Raw genomic sequence first — 19,967 nt, forward strand, 5'->3', positions numbered from 1 at the left:
GGGGCTTGCCCCTCCTTTTTACTGCGTAACAACATCCCGATAAACGTCACGCCACCGGGCTGCCAGTGTTAACTCGCCGTCTCTTCTCGTAATACCATGTCCTGTTTATTCTCTTCCTGCGGCACAACCGGCGCGGTACGGTGAATTTCCGCCACGCGGTTGCGCACGCCAAACCAGCCAGCGACCAGCAGAATGGCAATCAGCGGAAGTGAAGCGATGGTATAGGTGCCGTTAGGGTAATCAAACGCCATCAGCACCAGAACGCTCAGCAGGAACAGCAGGGTGAGCCAGGAGGTAAACGGCGCGCCCGGTAACTTAAAGCTGACGTCTGCCGCTTTGCCTTCTTTAATCGCCTTACGCAAACGCATCTGGCACACCACGATGAAGCCCCAGGAGGCGATAATACCCAGCGATGCGAAGTTAAGGACAATTTCGAAAACCTGAGAAGGCACCAGATAGTTGAGCAACACCCCGATGACATACACGCCCAGCGTCGCCAGAATACCGGCGTACGGCACCTGCTGACGGCTCATTTTCGCCATAAATTTCGGCGCGGAACCGCCCATCGACATCGAACGTAAAATACGGCCGGTGCAGTACAGGCCTGAATTCAGACTGGAGAGGGCCGCCGTCAACACCACAATGTTCATAATGCTGCCGATGTAAGGCACGCCCAGTTTTGAGAAGAAGGTCACGAAGGGGCTCTGACCGGCCTGATACGCGTTCCACGGCAGCAGCAACACCAGCAGGACAACGGAACCAACATAGAACAGGCCAATACGCCAGATCACGCTGTTGATCGCTTTTGGCACCATCGTTTGCGGATCTTTGCACTCTCCGGCCGCCGTACCAACAAGCTCAATCGACGCGAAGGCGAAGACAACGCCCTGAACCAGCACCAGAGCAGGCAACAGGCCATGCGGGAAGAACCCGCCGTTATCGGTGATCAGATGGAAGCCTGTTGTGTTGCCATCCAGCGGTTTGCCGCTTCCTAAAAAGATTGTGCCGACAACCAGAAACAGGACAATCGCCAGCACTTTTACCAGCGCGAACCAGAACTCCATCTCGGCGAACCACTTCACGCCAATCATGTTCATTGTGCCCACGATCGCCAGCGCGCCCAGGGCAAACACCCATTGCGGAACGTCGCCGAATGCGCCCCAGTAGTGCATATACAGCGCTACTGCGGTGATATCGACGATCCCGGTCATCGCCCAGTTGATGAAGTACATCCAGCCTGCGACGTATGCCGCTTTCTCGCCTAAAAATTCACGGGCGTAGGAGACGAAGCTGCCACTGGAAGGGCGATGCAAAACCAGCTCGCCGAGCGCGCGAAGAATAAAGAATGAGAAAATACCGCATACCAGATAAACCAGCGCCAGGGCAGGGCCAGCCATTTGCAGTCGTGCGCCAGCCCCTAAAAACAATCCGGTGCCAATTGCGCCGCCAATGGCAATCATTTGTACCTGTCGGTTGCCCATCGCCTTGTGATAACCCTCTTCATGGGCGTTCAACCAGCGTCGTTTCGCGGCATGTTGTTCAAGCGCGTTTGTATTGTGTGTTTTCATTGTGTTACCTGTTGACCTGTCGGACAGAAGAGATACTTTTTGTGCCGCACCTTTTGCTAACCAAACGATTGCCTGGCTAACGCTGAAACGGTTTTTCCCATCATTCTGTGGTAGGGATAAAACCATCGGCGGAGCATCCTACCTGCAATTGTTAAACGACGCAAAACATACCCGGAAACGCAGCGTTAAGACGTCGTGCTTTTACGTGTGGTCAGCTCAGCCGCGCTGTAGTCACGATTCAGCCAGTAGCACGGTGAATCAACTACACTTAGCGTTTTACACGTTGTGGAGGCCGCATGATCAAAGTTTATGGCGTACCCGGCTGGGGCTCGGCAATTAGCGAAGTCATGCTGACTCTGGCGGAGATTCCGTATCAATTTATCGATGTGAAGGGGTTTGATGCCGAGGGGCCGCAGCGGGATCTGCTCCAGAAGCTCAACCCGCTGTGCCAGATTCCAACGCTGGCGCTGGAAAACGGAGAAATCATGACGGAGAGCGCCGCCATTGCGCTGATGATCCTCGATCGCCGTCCCGATCTCGCGCCGCCGGTCGGACACGCCGAGCGTCAGCAGTTCCAGCGTTTGTTAATCTGGCTGGTAGCGAACGTTTATCCCACATTCACGTATGCTGATTACCCTGAACGCTGGGTGCAAAATGCCCCGGAGCAGTTGAAGAAAAGCTGCCTTGAATACCGTAAGGCGCTGTATATATGGCTCAACGATCGGCTGATAGCGGAACCCTACGCCTTTGGCGGGCAGCTAACGCTACTGGACTGTTATCTGTGCGTGATGCGCACCTGGGGGCCGGGCCATGACTGGTTTCAGGACAACACCCCGAACATTAGCGCGATTGCCGATGCGGTCTGCCAGCATCCACCGCTCCAGACGGTGCTGAAAAATAACGACATCATTTAGCACGGGCGATGCCGATGATGGCCGTTAGCGCGCATTAACGGACACACCGTTCGCCGTTCCTGTGATAACGTGATATTCACTCAGACAATAAAAGAACAGGAACCTGCTATGCCGCACATTGATATTAAGTGTTTTCCTCGCGAACTGAATGACGAAGAGAAGGCCGCCCTGGCTGCGGAGATTACCGACGTCATTATTCGCCATCTGCAAAGTAAAGACAGCTCGGTAAGCATTGCGCTCAGTCAGGTTCAGCCGGATGCCTGGAAAACCGTCTGGGACGCGGAAATCGCCCCGCAGATGGACTCGCTGATTAAAAAACCTGGCTACAGCATGTAACGCTGTCAGCGCGCCCAACGATTCCGTCCGGCCTCTTTGGCCCGGTACAGCGCAGCATCGGCATCCGCTATCGTCTGTTCAGCGGTTTTGCCTTTCTCTGAGCAGGCGATACCCTGACTTACCGTGACGCTGTCACTTACCGTTGACGCCGGGTGAGGGATCGCCGCCGCTTCCAGCGCTTGTTGTATTCTCGCCGCCACGCGCTCTGCATCTTGCAACGTCGCGTCAAACAAAATAACAGCGAACTCTTCGCCGCCATAGCGGGCGACCACATCTTCCGGGCTACGCACCGACTGAGCGAGTATATCCGCGACCTGACTCAGGCAGGCATCGCCGGCCGGGTGCCCGTAGGCGTCGTTATAGCGTTTAAAAAAATCGACATCGAGCATGATCAGCGCAAACGCATTTTGCTGTGCCGTTGCGCTATGCAGCAGTTTTTCCATTGCGCGCCGGTTTGCCGTACCGGTGAGCGCGTCGCGATGCGCAAGGTTATCCAGGCGCGAAATAAGCAGGTTGTTGTGTTGATTCTGTCGCCAGGCTTCATCAAACCAGCGAATCAGCATAAAACGGCCGCCCAGCAAAATAAGCGAGAAAATGCCCCAGATCACCGTGAAATGAATATTCACTTTCTGATTCAAAACAACGCTGGCGACGGGGACGGTCAGCCATAGCGGGAGCAGAAAAGCGAGTACGCTCGGCGTATGAAAATAGAGTGCGATCACGGCGCTGAGTAATAACACCGCGCAGAGAGGATAGGCGAACGTTAATTGCCAGTGGCTGATGAAATAATAACTGCACCAGGACCAGAACAGGCTAAGGGTGATTAATAATCCCTGCGTCAGCCAGGATTGCCGCCGGGAGGTAATCAACAGCAGGGCACAGACCAGCATAATGCCGATAACGGCGTCATCAATAGTGCGGACAATACGCATCTCTGCCAGATAGCGCGCGTGGGTATCGTGGAATAACGCGTCACGAAAAAAGATCATCAGCGCAAAACTGATATTCACAAAAGCAAACCACGGCAGGCTGAGAGCCATTCCTCGTCTCACCATATCCTCGCGAGTGGTCCAGATGGTATGTTTCGCTTTTCTGTTATCCTGAGCCATAGCGTTATCTGAAGAGTGGATGATAAACGGGGATGCCGGAGGGCATTTCGCCTTCAGCCCGCGGTAATTTTTTTGCCCGAGGTAACGAAGGTTCCCGCGCCTAAATGATGCAGAGTATTCAGTTTATCGTCATCAAACTGCCAGCGGCCTTCAATAAAAACACGTTCATCCGCCGCCGCCGAAACCACTTCGCCAAAAAGCGTGTCATATTTTTCCTGTGCCGACGTTGCGGGCAGCAGTCGGCATTCCATCCAGGCGAGGCATTTCTCTTCGATCATGGGTAAACCGAGCACCGGGCCTTTTACCACCGGGATGCCATAGCAGTTGAATTTATCTTCTTCGCGGCCAGAGACGCTGCCTACCGCATACGTCCAGTTCGTTGCCGCTACGCCGGGAATCACGATGCCAAACATACCGCTGCGTTCTATAAGCTCGCGCGACCAGGTGGTTTTATCCAGCACAATGGCAAGACGGGGAGGCTCAAACTCGACGGGCATAGACCACGCCACCGCCATGACATTCCGCCGCTCCGTGCGATCGTCCCGGCTGGTGATCAGAACCGTCGGGCCGTGATTTAACAGACGGCTGGCATGATGTAGCTCTACAGGACGAAAACGACTCATAGGTATGCCTCGTTCAGGGGGATTATCGTCTTAGCGTAACGACACCAAAATAACGTTCACATTGGCTATACGCACAACGAGTGTTATTGTGCGTGATAACGTCATAGATACGAAAAATTAAGTAAATATATGCTTTTTTTGATTTTCGCAGCCTCATTATATTTGTTGTCTACGCTCTCCGCCTCTGCTGCTACAGGTATGAACCTGATGTGCCATATTCGCGGTGCCGTACGCATATCTTTTTTTGATTATGGTTTAACAACAATGAAGTGGAAAGATCGTTTTCAGGTAGGGGCAGGAGGCGTAAGGAAAAAACGTATTGGCGATCACGCCTTTCGACTGGTTACGTTTCAGAATGGCGACGATTTTGTCTACGATCGGCAGCATAATATTTATCTGATCTTTATTCAGGGAACGACACTCTACGATAAATGCCGACTGGAAGGGACATTTGATTATCCGGTTACGCACATTCCGTCATATCAAAGGCCAAAAATCACTCATACTCCAGATTGAGAACCGCATCCGTGACATATTACGTCAGGCGGCGGGGTAACAGATTGCCGCCATCAGCGTAGAATCAGCTTTTTTGCGTGAACCCCTACAGACAGGAATGCCTTATGACGTCTTTTTTGACCGTCTATTTTGCCCGCATAAATTGGTCGGGCGCTGCCGAAGCTAATCTTGACACTTTACGAGCGCTGCATTTGCAGCATAACAGCACCATTCCGTTTGAAAATCTGGATGTCTTACTGCCGCGCGAAATTCAGCTCGACGATCTGTCGCTGGAGGAAAAATTGCTGACCGCCCGTCGCGGCGGCTATTGCTTCGAACAAAATGGGCTGTTTGAACGTGCTTTATGGGAGACAGGCTTTACCGTGCGCAGCCTGCTGGGGCGCGTCGTACTGACAAACCCGACCAGCTTGCCGCCACGTACGCACCGGCTGTTACTGGTCGAACTGCAAGGCGAGCCGTGGATTGCAGACGTCGGATTTGGCGGGCAGACATTGACCGCGCCCATCCGTTTGCAGGCAGAATGTGAACAACAGACGCCGCATGGCAAATACCGTTTGCGACAAGAGGGGAATAACTGGATTTTGCAGTTCCGCCATCACGATCACTGGCAGTCGATGTATTGCTTCGATCTGGGGGTTCAGCAGCAGAGCGATTACGTGATGGGCAACTTCTGGTCAGCGCACTGGCCGCAGTCGCATTTTCGCCATCACCTGTTGATGTGCCGCCATTTACCGGATGGCGGTAAGCTGACGCTGACCAATTTCCATTTCACCCATTATCAGGAAGGCCATGCGATAGAACAGCGTAATGTGCCGGATGTGGCGTCGCTTTACGCGCTATTGCAGGAGCAGTTTGGGCTGGGAGTCGATGATGCGAAGCACGGGTTTACCGAGGCGGAATTAGCGGCCGTCATGGCGGCGTTTGATACCCACCCGGAGGCAGGGAAATAACGTTTTGCGCCGGATGGCGGCTTACGCCTTATCCGGCCTACAGGGAGTATTTTGTAGGCCCGGTAAGCGTCGCGCCACCGGGCATGGGGTCAGGTCAGCGACGTGAGCGGACAATCTGGTAGCGGCGAGTGAAATACTCAAACGGCGCGCTCCAGACATGCACCAGACGCGTGAACGGGAAAATCAGGAAGATGGTCATTCCCAACACCAGATGCGCGCGGAAAATTGGCGCCACGCCGTCCAGATGCGCCGAAGCGCCGCCCTGGAACGTCACAACCGCCTGCGCCCAACCGACCAGTTTCAGCATCTCGCTTCCGTCCGGGTGTTGCGCGGAGAACGGTATTGTCGTCAGCCCGAGGATGCACTGGATCAGCAGGATACAGAGGATCAAAATATCCGCCGTGGATGAGCTGGCGCGCACGCGCTGATTAAACAGGCGCCGAATCAGCAGACCTGCGCCGCCGACCAGCGTCAGCACACCACAGACCCCGCCAAGAATCATCGCCATTTGCTGTTTCACCGCAATGGGCAGGAACCAGGCGTACATCCAGTGGGGCGTTAACATACCGAACAGATGGCCGAAGAAGATCCCCAGGATGCCGATATGGAACAGGTTTGACCATAGCACCATGCCGCGTTTGTCCAGCATCTGGCTGGACGAGGCGCGCCAGGTGTATTGCCCGTAGTCATAGCGCAACCAACTGCCGAGAATAAACACCGTGCCGCAGAGGTAGGGGTAGATGTCGTAAAAAAAGACGTTCAGGTACTGTATCATTTCGGGCCTCCCGCGCTGACGTCGACATACTGTGGCGCCACGTCCTGGCTAAAGCGTCGTTGATAGTGTTGTAACGGAGAACTGTCACAGGCGGTGGCGTTATCTTCGATAAACTTCACCTGTTCCTCTTCCCAGACGGCATCCAGCGCCTGACGGGTATCGTCACGCGCCTCGCCGCCGATCTGCTGCGTGACGCTGTCACTTGAAAGTGGACTGCCCGCCAGCGACAGCAGGGCGTCAAACAGCTGATACCACGGCGTTTCCCGTTGTTTTAAACGCCCGCCCAGCAGCGCGAGGATCGGCGCGATGTTCTGCAATCCCTCCCGCGCTTCTGCTTCCGGCAGCACGCTCAAATACTCCAGATAGAGCGGCAGATGGTCGGGTAACTCGCGGCAGTCAAGTTGCAGTCCCACCTTTTCATACTGGGCCAGCAGATCGACCATTGCCTGGCCCCGATCGCGCGATTCCGCATGAACGTGTTCAAACAGCAACAGCGACGTCGCGCGCCCGCGATCAAAGACTTCGCACCACTGCGCCTGCTTATCCAGCAGCGGGGCGTTTAACAGCTCAGTGGTGAAGTCGGTGAGCATTGGCGCGTCATGGCGAATAAGCGCGATGGCGTCGTCACGGCACTCCCACAACAGCTCATCCGGGTACTCCATCAGCAAGCCGATAATCTTGAGGATCTGCATTATTCGCCCTCCGCCTTATCGCGTACTTCGGTGATGTTGATGGCGTCAATGCGGCTGCTGTTAAACAGGTTAAATTTGGTGTCGGAACCGTGGCAGCCATCGCCGAAGGTGAAGCCGCAGCCGTTACGCTCAGGGAAGGCGTCACGCGCCATTTCACGGTGGCTGGTTGGGATCACGAAACGGTCTTCGTAGTTGGCGATCGCCAGGTAGCGATACATCTCTTCCACCTGTTCCACACTTAAGCCGACTTCCTCAATAGCGCGGGTGTCCGTAACGCCTTCCACCGTCTGCGAACGCATATAGTGGCGCATCGCCATCATCCGTTTCAGGGCGCGCAGCACCGGGCCGGTATCGCCTGCGCTCAGCATATTGGCAAGGTACTGCACCGGAATACGCAGGCTTTCGATCGCCGGAAGCACACCTTCGGTTTGCGGCAGGCCGCCAGCATCGGCATAAGACTGAATTGGCGACAGCGGTGGCACGTACCAGACCATCGGCAGGGTGCGGTATTCCGGGTGTAACGGCAGCGCCAGCTTCCAGTCCATCGCCATTTTGTAGACCGGGGAACGCTGAGCGGCCTCAATCACGTTTTGCGGAATACCCTGTTTCAGCGCTTCTTCAATCACCGCTGGATCGTTCGGGTCAAGGAACACGTCGCACTGACGCTCATAGAGATCGGTTTCGTGTTCGGTGCTGGCCGCTTCTTCAATGCGGTCCGCGTCATACAGCAACACGCCGAGATAGCGAATACGGCCAACACAGGTTTCCGAGCAGACGGTCGGCTGACCGGATTCGATACGCGGATAACAGAAAATACATTTTTCTGATTTGCCGCTTTTCCAGTTGAAGTAGATTTTTTTGTACGGACAACCGCTGATGCACAGACGCCAGCCGCGACATTTATCCTGGTCGATCAGCACAATGCCATCTTCTTCACGCTTATAAATCGCGCCGCTCGGGCAGGTCGCCACACAGCTCGGGTTCAGGCAGTGCTCGCACAGACGCGGCAGATACATCATGAAGGTGTTTTCGAACTGGCCGTACATCTCCTTTTGCATCTTCTCGAAGTTACGATCGCGGGCACGTTTTGAAAATTCGCCACCGAGCAATTCTTCCCAGTTTGGCCCCCAGACAATTTTGTCCATCCTTTTGCCGTCAATCAGCGAACGCGGGCGGGCGGTGGGCTGGTTTTTGCTCTCCGGCGCGCTATGCAGATGCTGATAATCGTAGGTAAACGGTTCGTAGTAATCATCGATTTGCGGGATCACCGGGTTGGCGAAGATTTTGGTGATAACGCCCATCTTGCCGCCCAGACGCGGTCTTATCTTGCCGTTGACATCGCGAACCCAGCCGCCTTGCCACTCCTCCTGATCTTCCCAGTTTTTCGGATAGCCGATACCGGGTTTTGTCTCAACGTTGTTAAACCACGCGTACTCCATACCTTCACGCCCGGTCCAGACGTTTTTACAGGTGACGGAGCAGGTGTGGCAGCCGATGCACTTATCAAGGTTGAGAACCATGCCTACCTGTGAGCGTATTTTCATTTTTTCGCCTCCTGTACCTGATCCCGACCTTCATCATCCAGCCAGTTAATATTTTTCATTTTTCTAATCATGATGAACTCGTCGCGGTTCGATCCGACCGTACCGTAGTAGTTAAAGCTGTAGGCCAGTTGCGCATAGCCGCCGATCATATGGGTCGGTTTCGGGCAGACGCGCGTAACGGAGTTGTGAATCCCGCCGCGCATCCCTGTGACTTCAGAACCCGGGATATTCATGATGCGTTCCTGAGCGTGGTACATCATGGTCATACCCGGCGGCACGCGCTGGCTGACCACCGCACGCGCGGTGAGGGCGCCGTTGGCGTTGAAGGCCTCGATCCAGTCGTTATCCTCAATGCCCAGCTCACGGGCATCGGTTTCACTGATCCAGACAATCGGCCCGCCGCGCGACAGCGTCAGCATGAGCAGGTTTTCGCTATAGGTGGAGTGAATGCCCCATTTCTGGTGTGGCGTGAGGAAGTTCAGCGCTTTTTCCGGGAAACCGTTCGGCGGGATTTCGCGCATTTCGCTGACGCTACGGGTGTCAATCGGCGGACGGTAGGCCACCAGACTTTCCCCGAAGGCGCGCATCCAGGCGTGATCCTGATAGAGCTGCTGACGACCGGACAGCGTGCGCCACGGGATCAGCTCATGAACGTTGGTGTACCCGGCATTGTAAGAGACATGCTCGCTTTCAAGACCGGACCAGGTCGGGCTGGAGATAATTTTGCGCGGCTGGGCCTGAATATCCCGGAAGCGGATTTTCTCGTCTTCTTTGTTCAGCGCCAGATGAGTATGATCGCGCCCGGTAATCGCGCCCAGCGCCTCCCAGGCTTTGACCGCCACCTGGCCGTTGGTTTCCGGCGCCAGCGCAAGGATGACTTCAGAGGCGTCCAGCGCGGTGTCAATCAGCGGGCGACCTTTCGCCGGGCCTTCACGTTTGGTGTAATTGAGTTTACCGAGGAAATCGACTTCGTTTTCCGTATTCCAGGAAATGCCTTTCCCGCCGTTGCCCAGCGTATCCATCAACGGGCCGAGGGAGGTGAACCGTTCATACGTCGCCGGATAGTCGCGTTCCACCACCGCGATGTTCGGCGCGGTTTTACCGGGGATCAGATCGCATTCGCCTTTGCGCCAGTCGAGAATATCAAACGGCTGCGCCAGCTCCGCCGGGGAGTCATGCTGTAGCGGTTGCAGCACCACATCGGTTTCTTTGCCAAGATGCCCCACGCAGACGTCGGAGAACACTTTGGCGATCCCTTTGTAGATTTCCCAGTCGCTTTTCGATTCCCACGCCGGGTCAACGGCAGCAGACAGCGGATGAATAAACGGATGCATATCCGAGGTATTCATGTCGTCTTTTTCATACCAGGTGGCGGTCGGCAGCACAATATCCGAGAACAGGCAGGTGCTGGACATACGGAAATCCAGCGTCACCAGCAGGTCGAGTTTGCCTTCAATGGCGGCCGTTTGCCACTCCACATCTTCCGGTTTGACGCCATCACTGGACCCCAGCGCCTCTCCCTGAATGCCGCTTTCGGTGCCCAGCAGGTATTTGAGCATGTATTCATGCCCCTTGCCGGATGAACCCAGCAAATTCGAGCGCCAGACGAAGAGGTTGCGCGGGTGGTTTTTACCGCTGTCCGGCTGCTCGCAGGCAAAACGAATATCCCCCGATTTCAGCGCCTGTACGGTGTAATCGGCAGGGGATAATCCGGCCTGTTCCGCTTTGCTTTTCAGCGTGAGCGGGTTGAGATTGAGCTGAGGCGCGGAGGGCAGCCAGCCCATACGTTCAGCTCGCACGTTGAAATCAATTAAATGGCCGGTAAAGCGTGAGGAATCAGCCAGCGGCGACAGCAGTTCCTGCGCGGTCAGTTTTTCATAACGCCACTGGCTGGCGTGATTATAGAAAAACGACGTGCTGTTCATCTGACGCGGCGGGCGGTTCCAGTCCAGCGCAAACGCCAGCGGCAGCCAGCCGGTTTGTGGGCGTAACTTTTCCTGCCCCACGTAGTGCGCCCAGCCGCCGCCGCTTTGCCCCACGCAGCCGCAGAATACGAGGATGTTAATCATCCCGCGATAGTTCATATCCATGTGATACCAGTGGTTCACACCGGCACCGAGGATGATCATGGAACGGCCATGCGTTTTATGCGCGGTATCGGCAAATTCCCTGGCGATCGTTTCGATGTGACGACGCGGTACGCCGGTAATCTGTTCGCCCCAGGCGGGAGTGTAGGCCTTAATTTCCGCGTAATCTTTGGCGCTGTGATCGTCATCCAGACCACGGTCCAGGCCATAATTCGCCAGCACCAGGTCGTAGACGCTGACGACCGGGCAGAGGCTGCCATCGGCCAGGGTAAGATGCTTCACCGGCAACTGGCGCACCAGAACCGGTTCTTGCTTCACGCTGCGAAAATGCGGATTCTCATTACCGCCAAAGTAAGGGAACGCCACGCCAGCGACATCATCATGCTGGCCCAGCAAGGAGAGGGTCAGTTCCGTTTCGTTGCCTGCCGCCAGCGGCTCAAGATTCCACTTGCCTTGCTCGCCCCAGCGAAAGCCGATGGAACCGTTCGGCACTACCAGTTCACCCGCGCGGTTATAAGCGACGGTTTTCCATTCCGGGTTATTGGTTTCACCCAGCCCGTCGACCAGATCGGACGCCCGCATCATGCGACCCGGCACATAGCTGCCGTCTTCGCGCGCTTCAAGCATGACCAGCATCGGCATGTCGGTATAGCGGCGACAGTAATTCAGGAAATAGTCGCTGGGGTTATCGAGATGAAACTCTTTGAGGATGACGTGGCCCATTGCCATCGCCAGCGCGCTGTCAGTACCTTGCTTCGGCGCCAGCCACTGGTCGCACAGCTTGGCGACTTCTGAGTAGTCCGGCGTAATGGCAATCGTCTTGGTGCCTTTGTAACGCACTTCTGTGAAGAAGTGCGCGTCCGGCGTGCGCGTTTGCGGCACGTTAGAGCCCCAGGCGATGATATAGCTGGAGTTGTACCAGTCTGCGGATTCCGGGACATCGGTTTGCTCGCCCCACGTCATCGGCGATGCGGGCGGCAGATCGCAGTACCAGTCATAGAAACTCAGGCAGGTTCCGCCGAGCAACGAGAGATAACGGGTTCCGGCGGCGTAGGAGACCATCGACATCGCCGGAATCGGCGAGAACCCGGCGACACGGTCAGGGCCATAGTTTTTGACGGTCCAGACGTTGGCCGCCGCGATCAGCTGATTAAGTTCTTTCCAGTTAGAACGAATAAACCCACCGCGTCCGCGTACCTGCTTGTAGCTTTGGCACTTTTGCGGATCGTTCATGATCGACTCCCACGCCAGTACCGGATCAGGCTGGCGGGAAAGGGCGTCACGCCACAGTTCAATCAGGCGTTTACGCACCAGCGGATACTTCAGGCGGTTAGCGCTATAGAGATACCAGGAATAGCTGGCGCCGCGTGGGCAGCCGCGCGGTTCATGATTAGGCAGATCCGGGCGGGTTCGGGGGTAGTCCGTCTGCTGCGTTTCCCAGGTCACCAGACCATTTTTAACGTAGATTTTCCAGCTACAGGAGCCGGTGCAGTTCACGCCATGCGTGGAGCGCACGATTTTATCGAACTGCCAGCGCTGACGATAACTGTCCTCCCAGTCCCGGTTGGTGTGCATCACCTGACCGTGACCGTCCGCAAAAGTGTCGCCTTTTTGCTTAAAATAGCGAAAGCGATCCAACAGTTTACTCATGACATTTCTCCTGCTCCATAATGTGTCAGGCGGTCTTGTAGGCCGGATAAGGCGCTGCGTGATTGCCTGATGGCGACGCCCGGCGTCTTATCCGGCCTACGTCCGAACCTGTGATGAATATGTTTTATTTTTTTGTTGCTGCCGGTTTACGGCGACCATAAACCAGCCAGGTCACCAGTACGCAAACGATGTAAAACACCAGAAAGATTTTCATGGCGCCAACCGGCGAGCCGGTCAACGCCAGAGAAGAACCAAAAGCTTTAGGGATAAAGAAACCGCCGACTGCGCCAATCGCAGAGATAAAACCGAGGGCGGCGGCCGTATCGGTCACGGCTTCACGCTGGGCCTGCGCATCTGAGCCGCCGCGCAGTTTCACCCTGTAGATCGTGATCTGGCGGAAAATGACCGCAATCATCTGGAAGGTCGAGCCGCTTCCCAGGCCCGCCGTCAGGAAAAGTCCCATAAACACCAGATAGAAGGCGATAAAACTTCCTGAGCCGGAGCCCGGTAATGTCAGAAACAGCAGGGCGGTAAACAGCGCCATGAAAACGAAGTTAATCAGCGTGACGCGAACGCCGCCGAACTTGTCAGAAATAACGCCGCCCGCAGAACGCGCAAGCGCGCCGATAAACGGGCCAAAGAAGGCCAGTTGCAGAATATTGACGTCGGGAAACTGGGTTTTCGCCAGCATAGCGAATCCTGCGGAGAAACCGATAAAAGAACCGAAGGTGGCGAGATAGAGCAGGCTGAGCAGCCAGAGGTGAAAGCGTTTCAGCACCGGCAGTTGAGACGCGACAGAGGCTTTCGAACTGGCGATATCATTCATCCCGGTCCAGGCTGCTAGGGTCGCGATAAGCAATAACGGCACCCAGATCCACGCGGCGTTCGTCAGCGAAAGCAGCGAGCCATCGGGCTGCGGCACGCCCTGTACGCCCAGAAAAGTGAACATGGGCAGGAAAATCACCAGCGGGGCGACAAGTTGCATCACGCTGACGCCAAGGTTGCCTAAACCGCCGTTCACGCCGAGGGCGCTACCTTGCTTTGCTTTCGGGAAGAAAAAGCTGATGTTGCCCATACTGGAGGCAAAGTTAGCGCCAGCAAAACCGCACAGCAGCGCAATGATAATAAATACTCCAAAAGGGGTGGATGTATTTTGCACCGCAAAACCGAGCCAGATACAGGGAATAATCAGAATAAATGTGCTAAAAATCGTCCAGCGACGCCCGCCAAATATAGGTACCATAAAGGAGTAGGGCACGCGTAATATAGCCCCGGACAGCGAAGGTAAAGCGGTTAATAAAAAGAGCTGGTCAGTGGTGAAATTAAAACCAATTTTATTCAAATTAACGGCGACGGCACTAAATAACATCCAGACGCAGAATGCGAGCAATAAACAAGCCACTGATATCCAAAGATTTCTTCGGGCAATGTGTTTACCTTTGTTTTCCCAGAAAGCGGGTTGTTCTGGCCTCCAGTCACTCAAAAGATAACGATTATTTTTCTCATTTTGTAGCGCCATATTGCCCTCACACGCACACGTCGTTCATGAAAAAAAAGAAATAAGTCCAGGAAGGGCGCGCGGGCCCTTTTTAGAATTTATTGAAGACTTTTAAGAATATTGATTGAAAGGATAGATAAAAAAGCGAGACCACGAGGAGTGAAGGGCGGTTAATAAGTTGCTTAAGTGTTACCAAATGTAAATACAAAAGATGCATTGTTAACTAACGTATAACATCAGCGAAATAACTCCAGCGTAATCATGCGGTCCAGATGCTGCTGGTAGGCAGGGTCGGTCATTTCAGGCATACCGAGGGCGTACATGCCGTCCAGTCCGCAGGCTAATGCGATTAATCGCCAGGCGACATCAGCGGCGGCTGAGGCCAATGAAAATTCACCCGCTTCCTGACCGCCTTCAATGATGGCGGTTGTTTCTTCATGCCACATTTGCATGGTCAGCAGGTAGGCGCTTTTAATTTCCGGGTCGTTATCCGCCAGGATCTGCGCTTCCCGCCAGAGTTTAATGTAGGGCTCTAATCCGCCATCGTCACTCCCCAGCATGGCGTGCAGCCGCATGCGCCAGGTGCAGTGCTCGGGCACCAGGCTGGCATCCAGCAAGGTGCGAATCAGACGAACGAATACCTGAGATTTAAGCTCGCCCGAACTGCTGAAATGGTGGTGGAGTTGTCCGGTCGCGACGCCGGCTTCCTGCGCGATTCGCCTTACCGTCATGCCGCTCAATCCCTCTTCCAGCGCGACGCGCATTGCCGCTTGCAGGATCACTTCACGGCGCTCATCCCGATTCAGATAACTCATGGCTTTCTCCCATTTTCGCAGTTGGCGCAGTGTAACAAAAAGCTGGACATGCGTTCAACTTTCCGTAGGATCGCGAGAGTTGAACATGTGTTCAGTTTTTTGCTTTCAAAGGACGTTTTATGTTTCGTCAGTGGTTAACGTTAATGATTATTGTACTGGTCTACATCCCTGTTGCGATTGATGCAACGGTGCTGCACGTTGCCGCACCCACGCTGAGCATGACGTTGGGCGCCAGTGGCAACGAGCTGTTGTGGATCATTGACATTTATTCTCTGGTGATGGCAGGGATGGTATTGCCGATGGGCGCGCTGGGCGATCGAATCGGCTTTAAACGCCTGCTGTTGCTGGGGGGAGGCTTATTCGGTCTTGCGTCGCTGGCGGCAGCGTTCGCCCACAGCGCCAGTTGGCTGATTGCTACCCGCGCGATTCTGGCTATCGGCGCGGCGATGATTGTTCCGGCGACGCTGGCCGGTATCCGCGCCACGTTTTCTGAGGCCCGTCACCGTAATATGGCGCTTGGCGTCTGGGCGGCCGTAGGGTCGGGCGGCGCCGCGTTCGGCCCGCTGGTCGGCGGTATGTTACTGGAGCACTTTTACTGGGGATCGGTCTTTCTGATCAATGTGCCCATTGTCCTGGTAGTGATGGCGTTAACGGCGCGCTTTGTGCCTCGCCAGTCCGGTCGCCGCGATCAGCCATTGAACTTTAGCCATGCGGTCATGCTGATTATCGCCATCCTGCTGCTGGTATACAGCGCGAAAACCGCGCTGAAAGGGCAACTGGCCAGCGGCGTTATCGCCCTGACGCTGATGATCGGCGCGCTGTTGTTGGGCATATTTATCCGCACGCAGCTCGCGGCAGCGCGCCCGATGATCGATATGCGTCTGTTTACGCATCGCATCATTCTGAGCGGCGTTGTGATGGCGATGACGGCGATGATCACGCTGGTCGGCTTCGAGTTGCTGATGGCGCAGGAGCTTCAGTTTGTTCATGGCTTAACGCCGTATGAAGCAGGGCTGTTTATGCTGCCGGTGATGCTCGCAAGTGGATTCAGCGGCCCCCTTGCCGGGATGCTGGTTTCACGACTGGGATTGCGAACAGTGGCGACTGGCGGCATGGCGCTAAGCGCGCTGAGCTTTTATGGTCTGGCAATGACGGATTTCAGCACGCAGCAATGGCAGGCCTGGTGCCTGATGGCGCTGCTGGGTTTTAGCGCCGCCAGCGCGTTGCTCGCCTCTACTGCCGCCATTATGGCCGCTGCGCCCGCAGAAAAAGCGGCGGCGGCCGGGGCGATAGAAACCATGGCCTATGAACTGGGCGCCGGGCTTGGCATTGCAATCTTTGGCTTGTTGTTAAGCCGCAGCTTTTCCGCATCTATCCTGCTTCCTTCCGGCCTGAACGCAGAGGAAATCGAACGCGCATCGTCGTCAATGGGAGAAGCGGTGCAGCTGGCGGATACGCTCTCGCCTTCACTTGGTGAGGCGATACTGGACGCCGCCAGACAGGCGTTTACCTGGTCGCACAGCGTGGCGCTGAGCAGTGCCGGAAGCATGTTAATTCTGTTAGCAGTAGGGATGTGGTTTAGTCTGGCAAAAGTAAAACGCGGCTAACCTAATGTGCTAATTGACAGGGGTAATCCATCGCTTCGATCTCTTTACCGCTCAGGCGAGCGTATTGCCCCGTCAACCGCCAGAACGCAGGTTGCGTTTCGGTATAGATTTCGGCTGCCAGGATCAGACGACGCCGTTCATCTTCGGTTAATTCCAACAGCGTCCAGGGCATAAAATAGCGGTCGCTTTCCGTCAGCCGGAACCACAGCGGACACCCACAACCTGAACAGAAGTAGCGTTCGCCACGCAAAGAAGAAGAGAAGTGAGAGGGCTCTGGTGAATGGGGAGCCATAAGCGGACGACCGCAGGCTTCCAGGTACATCGCAATACCACCAGACCATTTTTGACACAGCGTGCAGTGACAGGCATAAACATCGAGCATTTCAACGTCAACGGTGAAATGACTCTGCCCACAGAGGCAACGTCCTGTGAACGTTTGCACGGCATACTCCTTATGACCGGATCAACATCTGGAGAAAAGCCAGCCCATCATGGGCTGGCTTATGTTCAAATCAGGAAAGATTAGAACTGGTAGGTCAGACCAACAGCAACGATGTTGTCAGTGCTAACGCCAGCTGCTTCGGTGAAGCGGCTGTCGTCAACCAGGTTGATTTTGTAATCAACGTAGGTAGACATGTTTTTGTTGAAGTAGTAGGTCGCGCCCACATCGATGTACTCAACCAGATCCTGGTCACCCCAGCTACCGATGTCTTTACCTTTGGATTTCAGGTAAGCGATGGACGGACGCAGACCGAAGTCGAACTGGTACTGAGCAACAGCTTCGAAGTTCTGCGCTTTGTTCGCAATGTGATCGCTGCCGTAAGCAGTCATATTGCGGGTTTCAGAGTAGGTGGTCGCCAGGTAGATGTTGTTCGCATCGTATTTCAGACCAGCAGCCCAAACTTCTGCGTTTTTACCGCCTGCGTTCAGTTCGTTCGCAGCAGAATTCACCTGCGCGTCAGTACGGTCAGATTTTGCATAAGATGCACCCACGCCGAAACCGTCGAACTCATAGGTAGAGGAGATACCGAAACCGTCGCCATTCGCTTTAGTGATGTCAGCGCCGTAGATTTTATCGCTGTTACTACGTTCGTTTTTACCCTGATACTGAGCAGCGAAGTTCAGACCTTCAACCAGACCGAAGAAGTCGGTGTTACGGTAGGTTGCAACGCCGGTAGTACGGCCAGTCATGAACACATCGCTCTGGGTCCAGGTATCGCCACCGAACTCAGGCAGAACGTCAGTCCATGCGCCGATGTCGTAAACGACGCCGTAGTTACGGCCGTAGTCCAGAGAACCGAACTGATCAAATTTCAGACCAGCGAACGCCAGACGCGTTTTGTTGCCTTTGGTGCCGTTGGACTCGTCGTTGTTGCCTTTGAATTCATATTCCCACTGGCCGAAACCGGTCAGTTGGTCATTGATCTGAGTTTCGCCTTTGAAGCCCAGACGCGCATAAGTTTTATCGCCATCATCACCCTTGTCGTCAGAGAAATAATGAAGAGCGGTTACTTTACCGTACAGGTCCAGTTTGTTGCCGTCTTTGTTATATACCTCAGCTGCGTTTACCGCACCTGCTGCCAACAGGGTAGTCACTGCCACTGCAACTAATTTAAGTTTCATTTTAATTAATCCTTATAATTTTCTTAGCGTGTTTCCTAAACCATTTCTAAACGAGGCCGCTTGTCAATGGCAGACTATTTTTAATAGACGTCGTGGTACTAATTCAATAATAAGTTTCATAAGATTACAAATTATTTGAAGTTGTGTGATCCAGATCTACATAATAGATCTCATGGTATTAATTTTAGATGGGTATATCCTGAGATAATATATTTTCAAAAGGAATTGTTTTGCGGGTGATGGTTTTATTGTCTCTAGTCACGCTTGCTGACTATATACGAAAATACAGTTACAAATGAACATAAAATGCTTTATTTTATCAATTGAATATCATAATTTTAACAAAAACAAAACAAGTGATGAAGTATTATACACTCCGTTCGCCATTCATCAGCAACAACAAATTTTCATTTAAATAACTATATGGCAAGAAGCCAGAAAAAAAGCAAATAAGAATTTTCGAAGAAATAACGCCGATCGCAATATTCATTTAACCGAAATTAATACAGCAGGAAGAGAGTCGGGGCAGCCACAGAACTCGAAAGATAATCCGCCCCAACCACTGACTTCAGGCGCGACGCGTCGCTAACCAACAAAGCAGGGAACCCGCACACACCATAACCGCACCTTGCCAGAATGAAAATGACAGCGGCGCGCTTAACAGGACAGCGGCCAGCGCAGATGACAGCACCGGGGTAAAATAGGACCCCACAGCCATAATCGTGACGTTGCCATGCAAAATACCCACGTTCCATGCTGCATAAGCAAATCCTAACGTCAGGGCAGCAGAAAACAGTTTGATAACGACAGGCGTGCTAAAAATCATCTCCGGCTGCGGCGTCAGAAAATAATGTACCCATAAACTTGCAGCAGTGAGGAGGACAAATATCGTAATGCCATTAAACCCTCTGGCATATTTGTTAGTGACGGTACAGTAGGTTGCCCAGATAAATGCGCCGAGAAAAGCGAGAAAATAGCTTAATGGGCTGGTTGCAATATTGCTGATAATTTCATCAACATGGAGTCCATGTTCACCGCCTAAAACCCAACAGACGCCGGTTAACGCGACAATTAATCCAGGAACAACCAGCCAGGTTGTTTTTTGTCCATTGAACAAAATAGCAAAAAGAATCGTCAGGCTGGGCCATAAATAGTTGACCATGCCGACTTCAATCGCCTGGTGACGCGTTGCTGCATATCCCAGCGAGAGCGCCAGACATATTTCATAACTGACAAACAGTACGCTGCCAGCGATTAAATAACGAACAGGAAAACGACGAATATTGGGGAACCCAACGGTAAAAATGAGCAATAATCCGCTTAGCGAATAAATAGCGGCGGCGCCGCCAACAGGCCCAAGTCCTTCACTTACCCCACGAATAAGCCCGACCATCGTGCTCCAGAGTACGATGGCAATAAGTCCAATTAACGTTGCTTTTTGTGTCGTCATTCTCTCCGTTTATCCCCATTCCTGGTCAAAAAAATATCGCTGAAATTTATAGCACTTTTACACCTTCCCGCGCTAATTCATTGTCTTTCTGATACTCCTTTGGTGGTATATAAACTCGACAAAAAGAACTATTTAGTAGCGGAACCGATTCGTTATTGATTTGACGCAAAAAAGTTATGGATATTGCTGTTAGTTTCCTCGCGAAGTTAC

Annotated in this window: 17 protein-coding genes; 5 read left to right on the forward strand and 12 right to left on the reverse strand. The window is 53.8% G+C overall.

Features of this window, described 5'->3' with window-relative positions; genetic code table 11:
* Nucleotides 1-68: 68 nt before the first annotated feature.
* Nucleotides 69-1,568, reverse strand: coding sequence for an L-asparagine permease (gene ansP / locus OGX81_RS20685; protein ID WP_104868653.1), 1,500 nt, complete (start codon nucleotides 1,566-1,568; stop codon nucleotides 69-71).
* Between the two features lie 296 nt (nucleotides 1,569-1,864).
* Between ansP and OGX81_RS20690 the strand changes: the two genes are divergently transcribed.
* Together OGX81_RS20690 and pptA are read left to right on the forward strand one after the other, a co-directional pair.
* A complete protein-coding gene (locus OGX81_RS20690) occupies nucleotides 1,865-2,482 on the forward strand; it encodes a glutathione S-transferase family protein (protein WP_104868654.1) in 618 nt (205 codons plus the stop codon).
* Nucleotides 2,483-2,590: 108 nt separating this feature from the next.
* Entirely contained in the window at nucleotides 2,591-2,818 is a 228-nt protein-coding gene (gene pptA / locus OGX81_RS20695) for a tautomerase PptA (protein WP_049009881.1), read from the forward strand.
* 5 nt (nucleotides 2,819-2,823) lie between these two features.
* Here the strand turns inward: pptA and OGX81_RS20700 are convergent, their stop codons facing one another.
* Both OGX81_RS20700 and OGX81_RS20705 read right to left on the reverse strand, forming a co-directional pair.
* Nucleotides 2,824-3,873: a GGDEF domain-containing protein gene (locus OGX81_RS20700; protein WP_181397034.1), complete on the reverse strand. Its 1,050-nt coding sequence runs from the start codon at nucleotides 3,871-3,873 to the stop codon at nucleotides 2,824-2,826.
* Between the two features lie 107 nt (nucleotides 3,874-3,980).
* Nucleotides 3,981-4,550 (reverse strand): flavin reductase family protein, encoded by a 570-nt coding sequence (locus OGX81_RS20705; RefSeq protein ID WP_104868656.1) that lies wholly within the window; start codon nucleotides 4,548-4,550, stop codon nucleotides 3,981-3,983.
* A gap of 129 nt (nucleotides 4,551-4,679) precedes the next feature.
* Between OGX81_RS20705 and OGX81_RS20710 the strand changes: the two genes are divergently transcribed.
* Together OGX81_RS20710 and nhoA are read left to right on the forward strand one after the other, a co-directional pair.
* Nucleotides 4,680-5,066, forward strand: coding sequence for a hypothetical protein (locus OGX81_RS20710; RefSeq protein ID WP_130028597.1), 387 nt, complete (start codon nucleotides 4,680-4,682; stop codon nucleotides 5,064-5,066).
* Between the two features lie 104 nt (nucleotides 5,067-5,170).
* Nucleotides 5,171-6,016: an N-hydroxyarylamine O-acetyltransferase gene (nhoA, locus tag OGX81_RS20715; protein WP_104868658.1), complete on the forward strand. Its 846-nt coding sequence runs from the start codon at nucleotides 5,171-5,173 to the stop codon at nucleotides 6,014-6,016.
* 94 nt (nucleotides 6,017-6,110) lie between these two features.
* Here nhoA and narI read toward each other — a convergent pair whose 3' ends face one another.
* The 6 genes from narI to OGX81_RS20745 all read right to left on the reverse strand — a co-directional run bounded on the left by narI (nucleotide 6,111) and on the right by OGX81_RS20745 (nucleotide 15,077).
* Nucleotides 6,111-6,791 (reverse strand): respiratory nitrate reductase subunit gamma, encoded by a 681-nt coding sequence (gene narI, locus OGX81_RS20720; protein WP_012132374.1) that lies wholly within the window; start codon nucleotides 6,789-6,791, stop codon nucleotides 6,111-6,113.
* Nucleotides 6,788-7,483, reverse strand: a complete 696-nt coding sequence (gene narW / locus OGX81_RS20725) for a nitrate reductase molybdenum cofactor assembly chaperone (RefSeq protein ID WP_012132375.1) — start codon at nucleotides 7,481-7,483, stop codon at nucleotides 6,788-6,790. The genes narI and narW overlap by 4 nt, the downstream gene beginning before the upstream one ends.
* Nucleotides 7,483-9,027 carry a nitrate reductase subunit beta gene (gene narH, locus OGX81_RS20730; protein WP_012132376.1) on the reverse strand — a complete coding sequence of 515 codons (1,545 nt, stop codon included), beginning with the start codon at nucleotides 9,025-9,027 and terminating at the stop codon, nucleotides 7,483-7,485. The genes narW and narH overlap by 1 nt, the downstream gene beginning before the upstream one ends.
* A complete protein-coding gene (locus OGX81_RS20735) occupies nucleotides 9,024-12,764 on the reverse strand; it encodes a nitrate reductase subunit alpha (protein ID WP_104868659.1) in 3,741 nt (1,246 codons plus the stop codon). Before OGX81_RS20735 ends, narH begins: the two co-directional genes overlap by 4 nt.
* 124 nt (nucleotides 12,765-12,888) lie before the next feature.
* Nucleotides 12,889-14,283, reverse strand: coding sequence for a NarK family nitrate/nitrite MFS transporter (locus tag OGX81_RS20740; RefSeq protein ID WP_104868660.1), 1,395 nt, complete (start codon nucleotides 14,281-14,283; stop codon nucleotides 12,889-12,891).
* A gap of 215 nt (nucleotides 14,284-14,498) precedes the next feature.
* The gene (locus tag OGX81_RS20745; protein WP_058669179.1) at nucleotides 14,499-15,077 is read right to left on the reverse strand and encodes a TetR family transcriptional regulator; all 579 of its coding nucleotides are present in this window, start codon (nucleotides 15,075-15,077) and stop codon (nucleotides 14,499-14,501) included.
* 119 nt (nucleotides 15,078-15,196) lie between these two features.
* Between OGX81_RS20745 and OGX81_RS20750 the strand changes: the two genes are divergently transcribed.
* A complete protein-coding gene (locus tag OGX81_RS20750; RefSeq protein WP_104868661.1) occupies nucleotides 15,197-16,684 on the forward strand; it encodes an MFS transporter in 1,488 nt (495 codons plus the stop codon).
* A 1-nt stretch (nucleotide 16,685) separates the two neighbouring features.
* Here the strand turns inward: OGX81_RS20750 and OGX81_RS20755 are convergent, their stop codons facing one another.
* The 3 genes from OGX81_RS20755 to yddG form a co-directional block, all read right to left on the reverse strand.
* The gene (locus OGX81_RS20755; protein WP_024130326.1) at nucleotides 16,686-17,126 is read right to left on the reverse strand and encodes a GFA family protein; all 441 of its coding nucleotides are present in this window, start codon (nucleotides 17,124-17,126) and stop codon (nucleotides 16,686-16,688) included.
* Nucleotides 17,127-17,206: 80 nt separating this feature from the next.
* Nucleotides 17,207-18,307, reverse strand: coding sequence for a porin OmpC (gene ompC, locus OGX81_RS20760; protein WP_047463657.1), 1,101 nt, complete (start codon nucleotides 18,305-18,307; stop codon nucleotides 17,207-17,209).
* Between the two features lie 568 nt (nucleotides 18,308-18,875).
* Nucleotides 18,876-19,757, reverse strand: a complete 882-nt coding sequence (yddG, locus tag OGX81_RS20765) for an aromatic amino acid efflux DMT transporter YddG (protein ID WP_104868662.1) — start codon at nucleotides 19,755-19,757, stop codon at nucleotides 18,876-18,878.
* Nucleotides 19,758-19,967: the final 210 nt, after the last annotated feature.

It is taken from the genome of Citrobacter sp. CK206, assembly GCF_030333125.1.
In the GTDB taxonomy this organism is placed as follows: domain Bacteria; phylum Pseudomonadota; class Gammaproteobacteria; order Enterobacterales; family Enterobacteriaceae; genus Citrobacter_B; species Citrobacter_B koseri.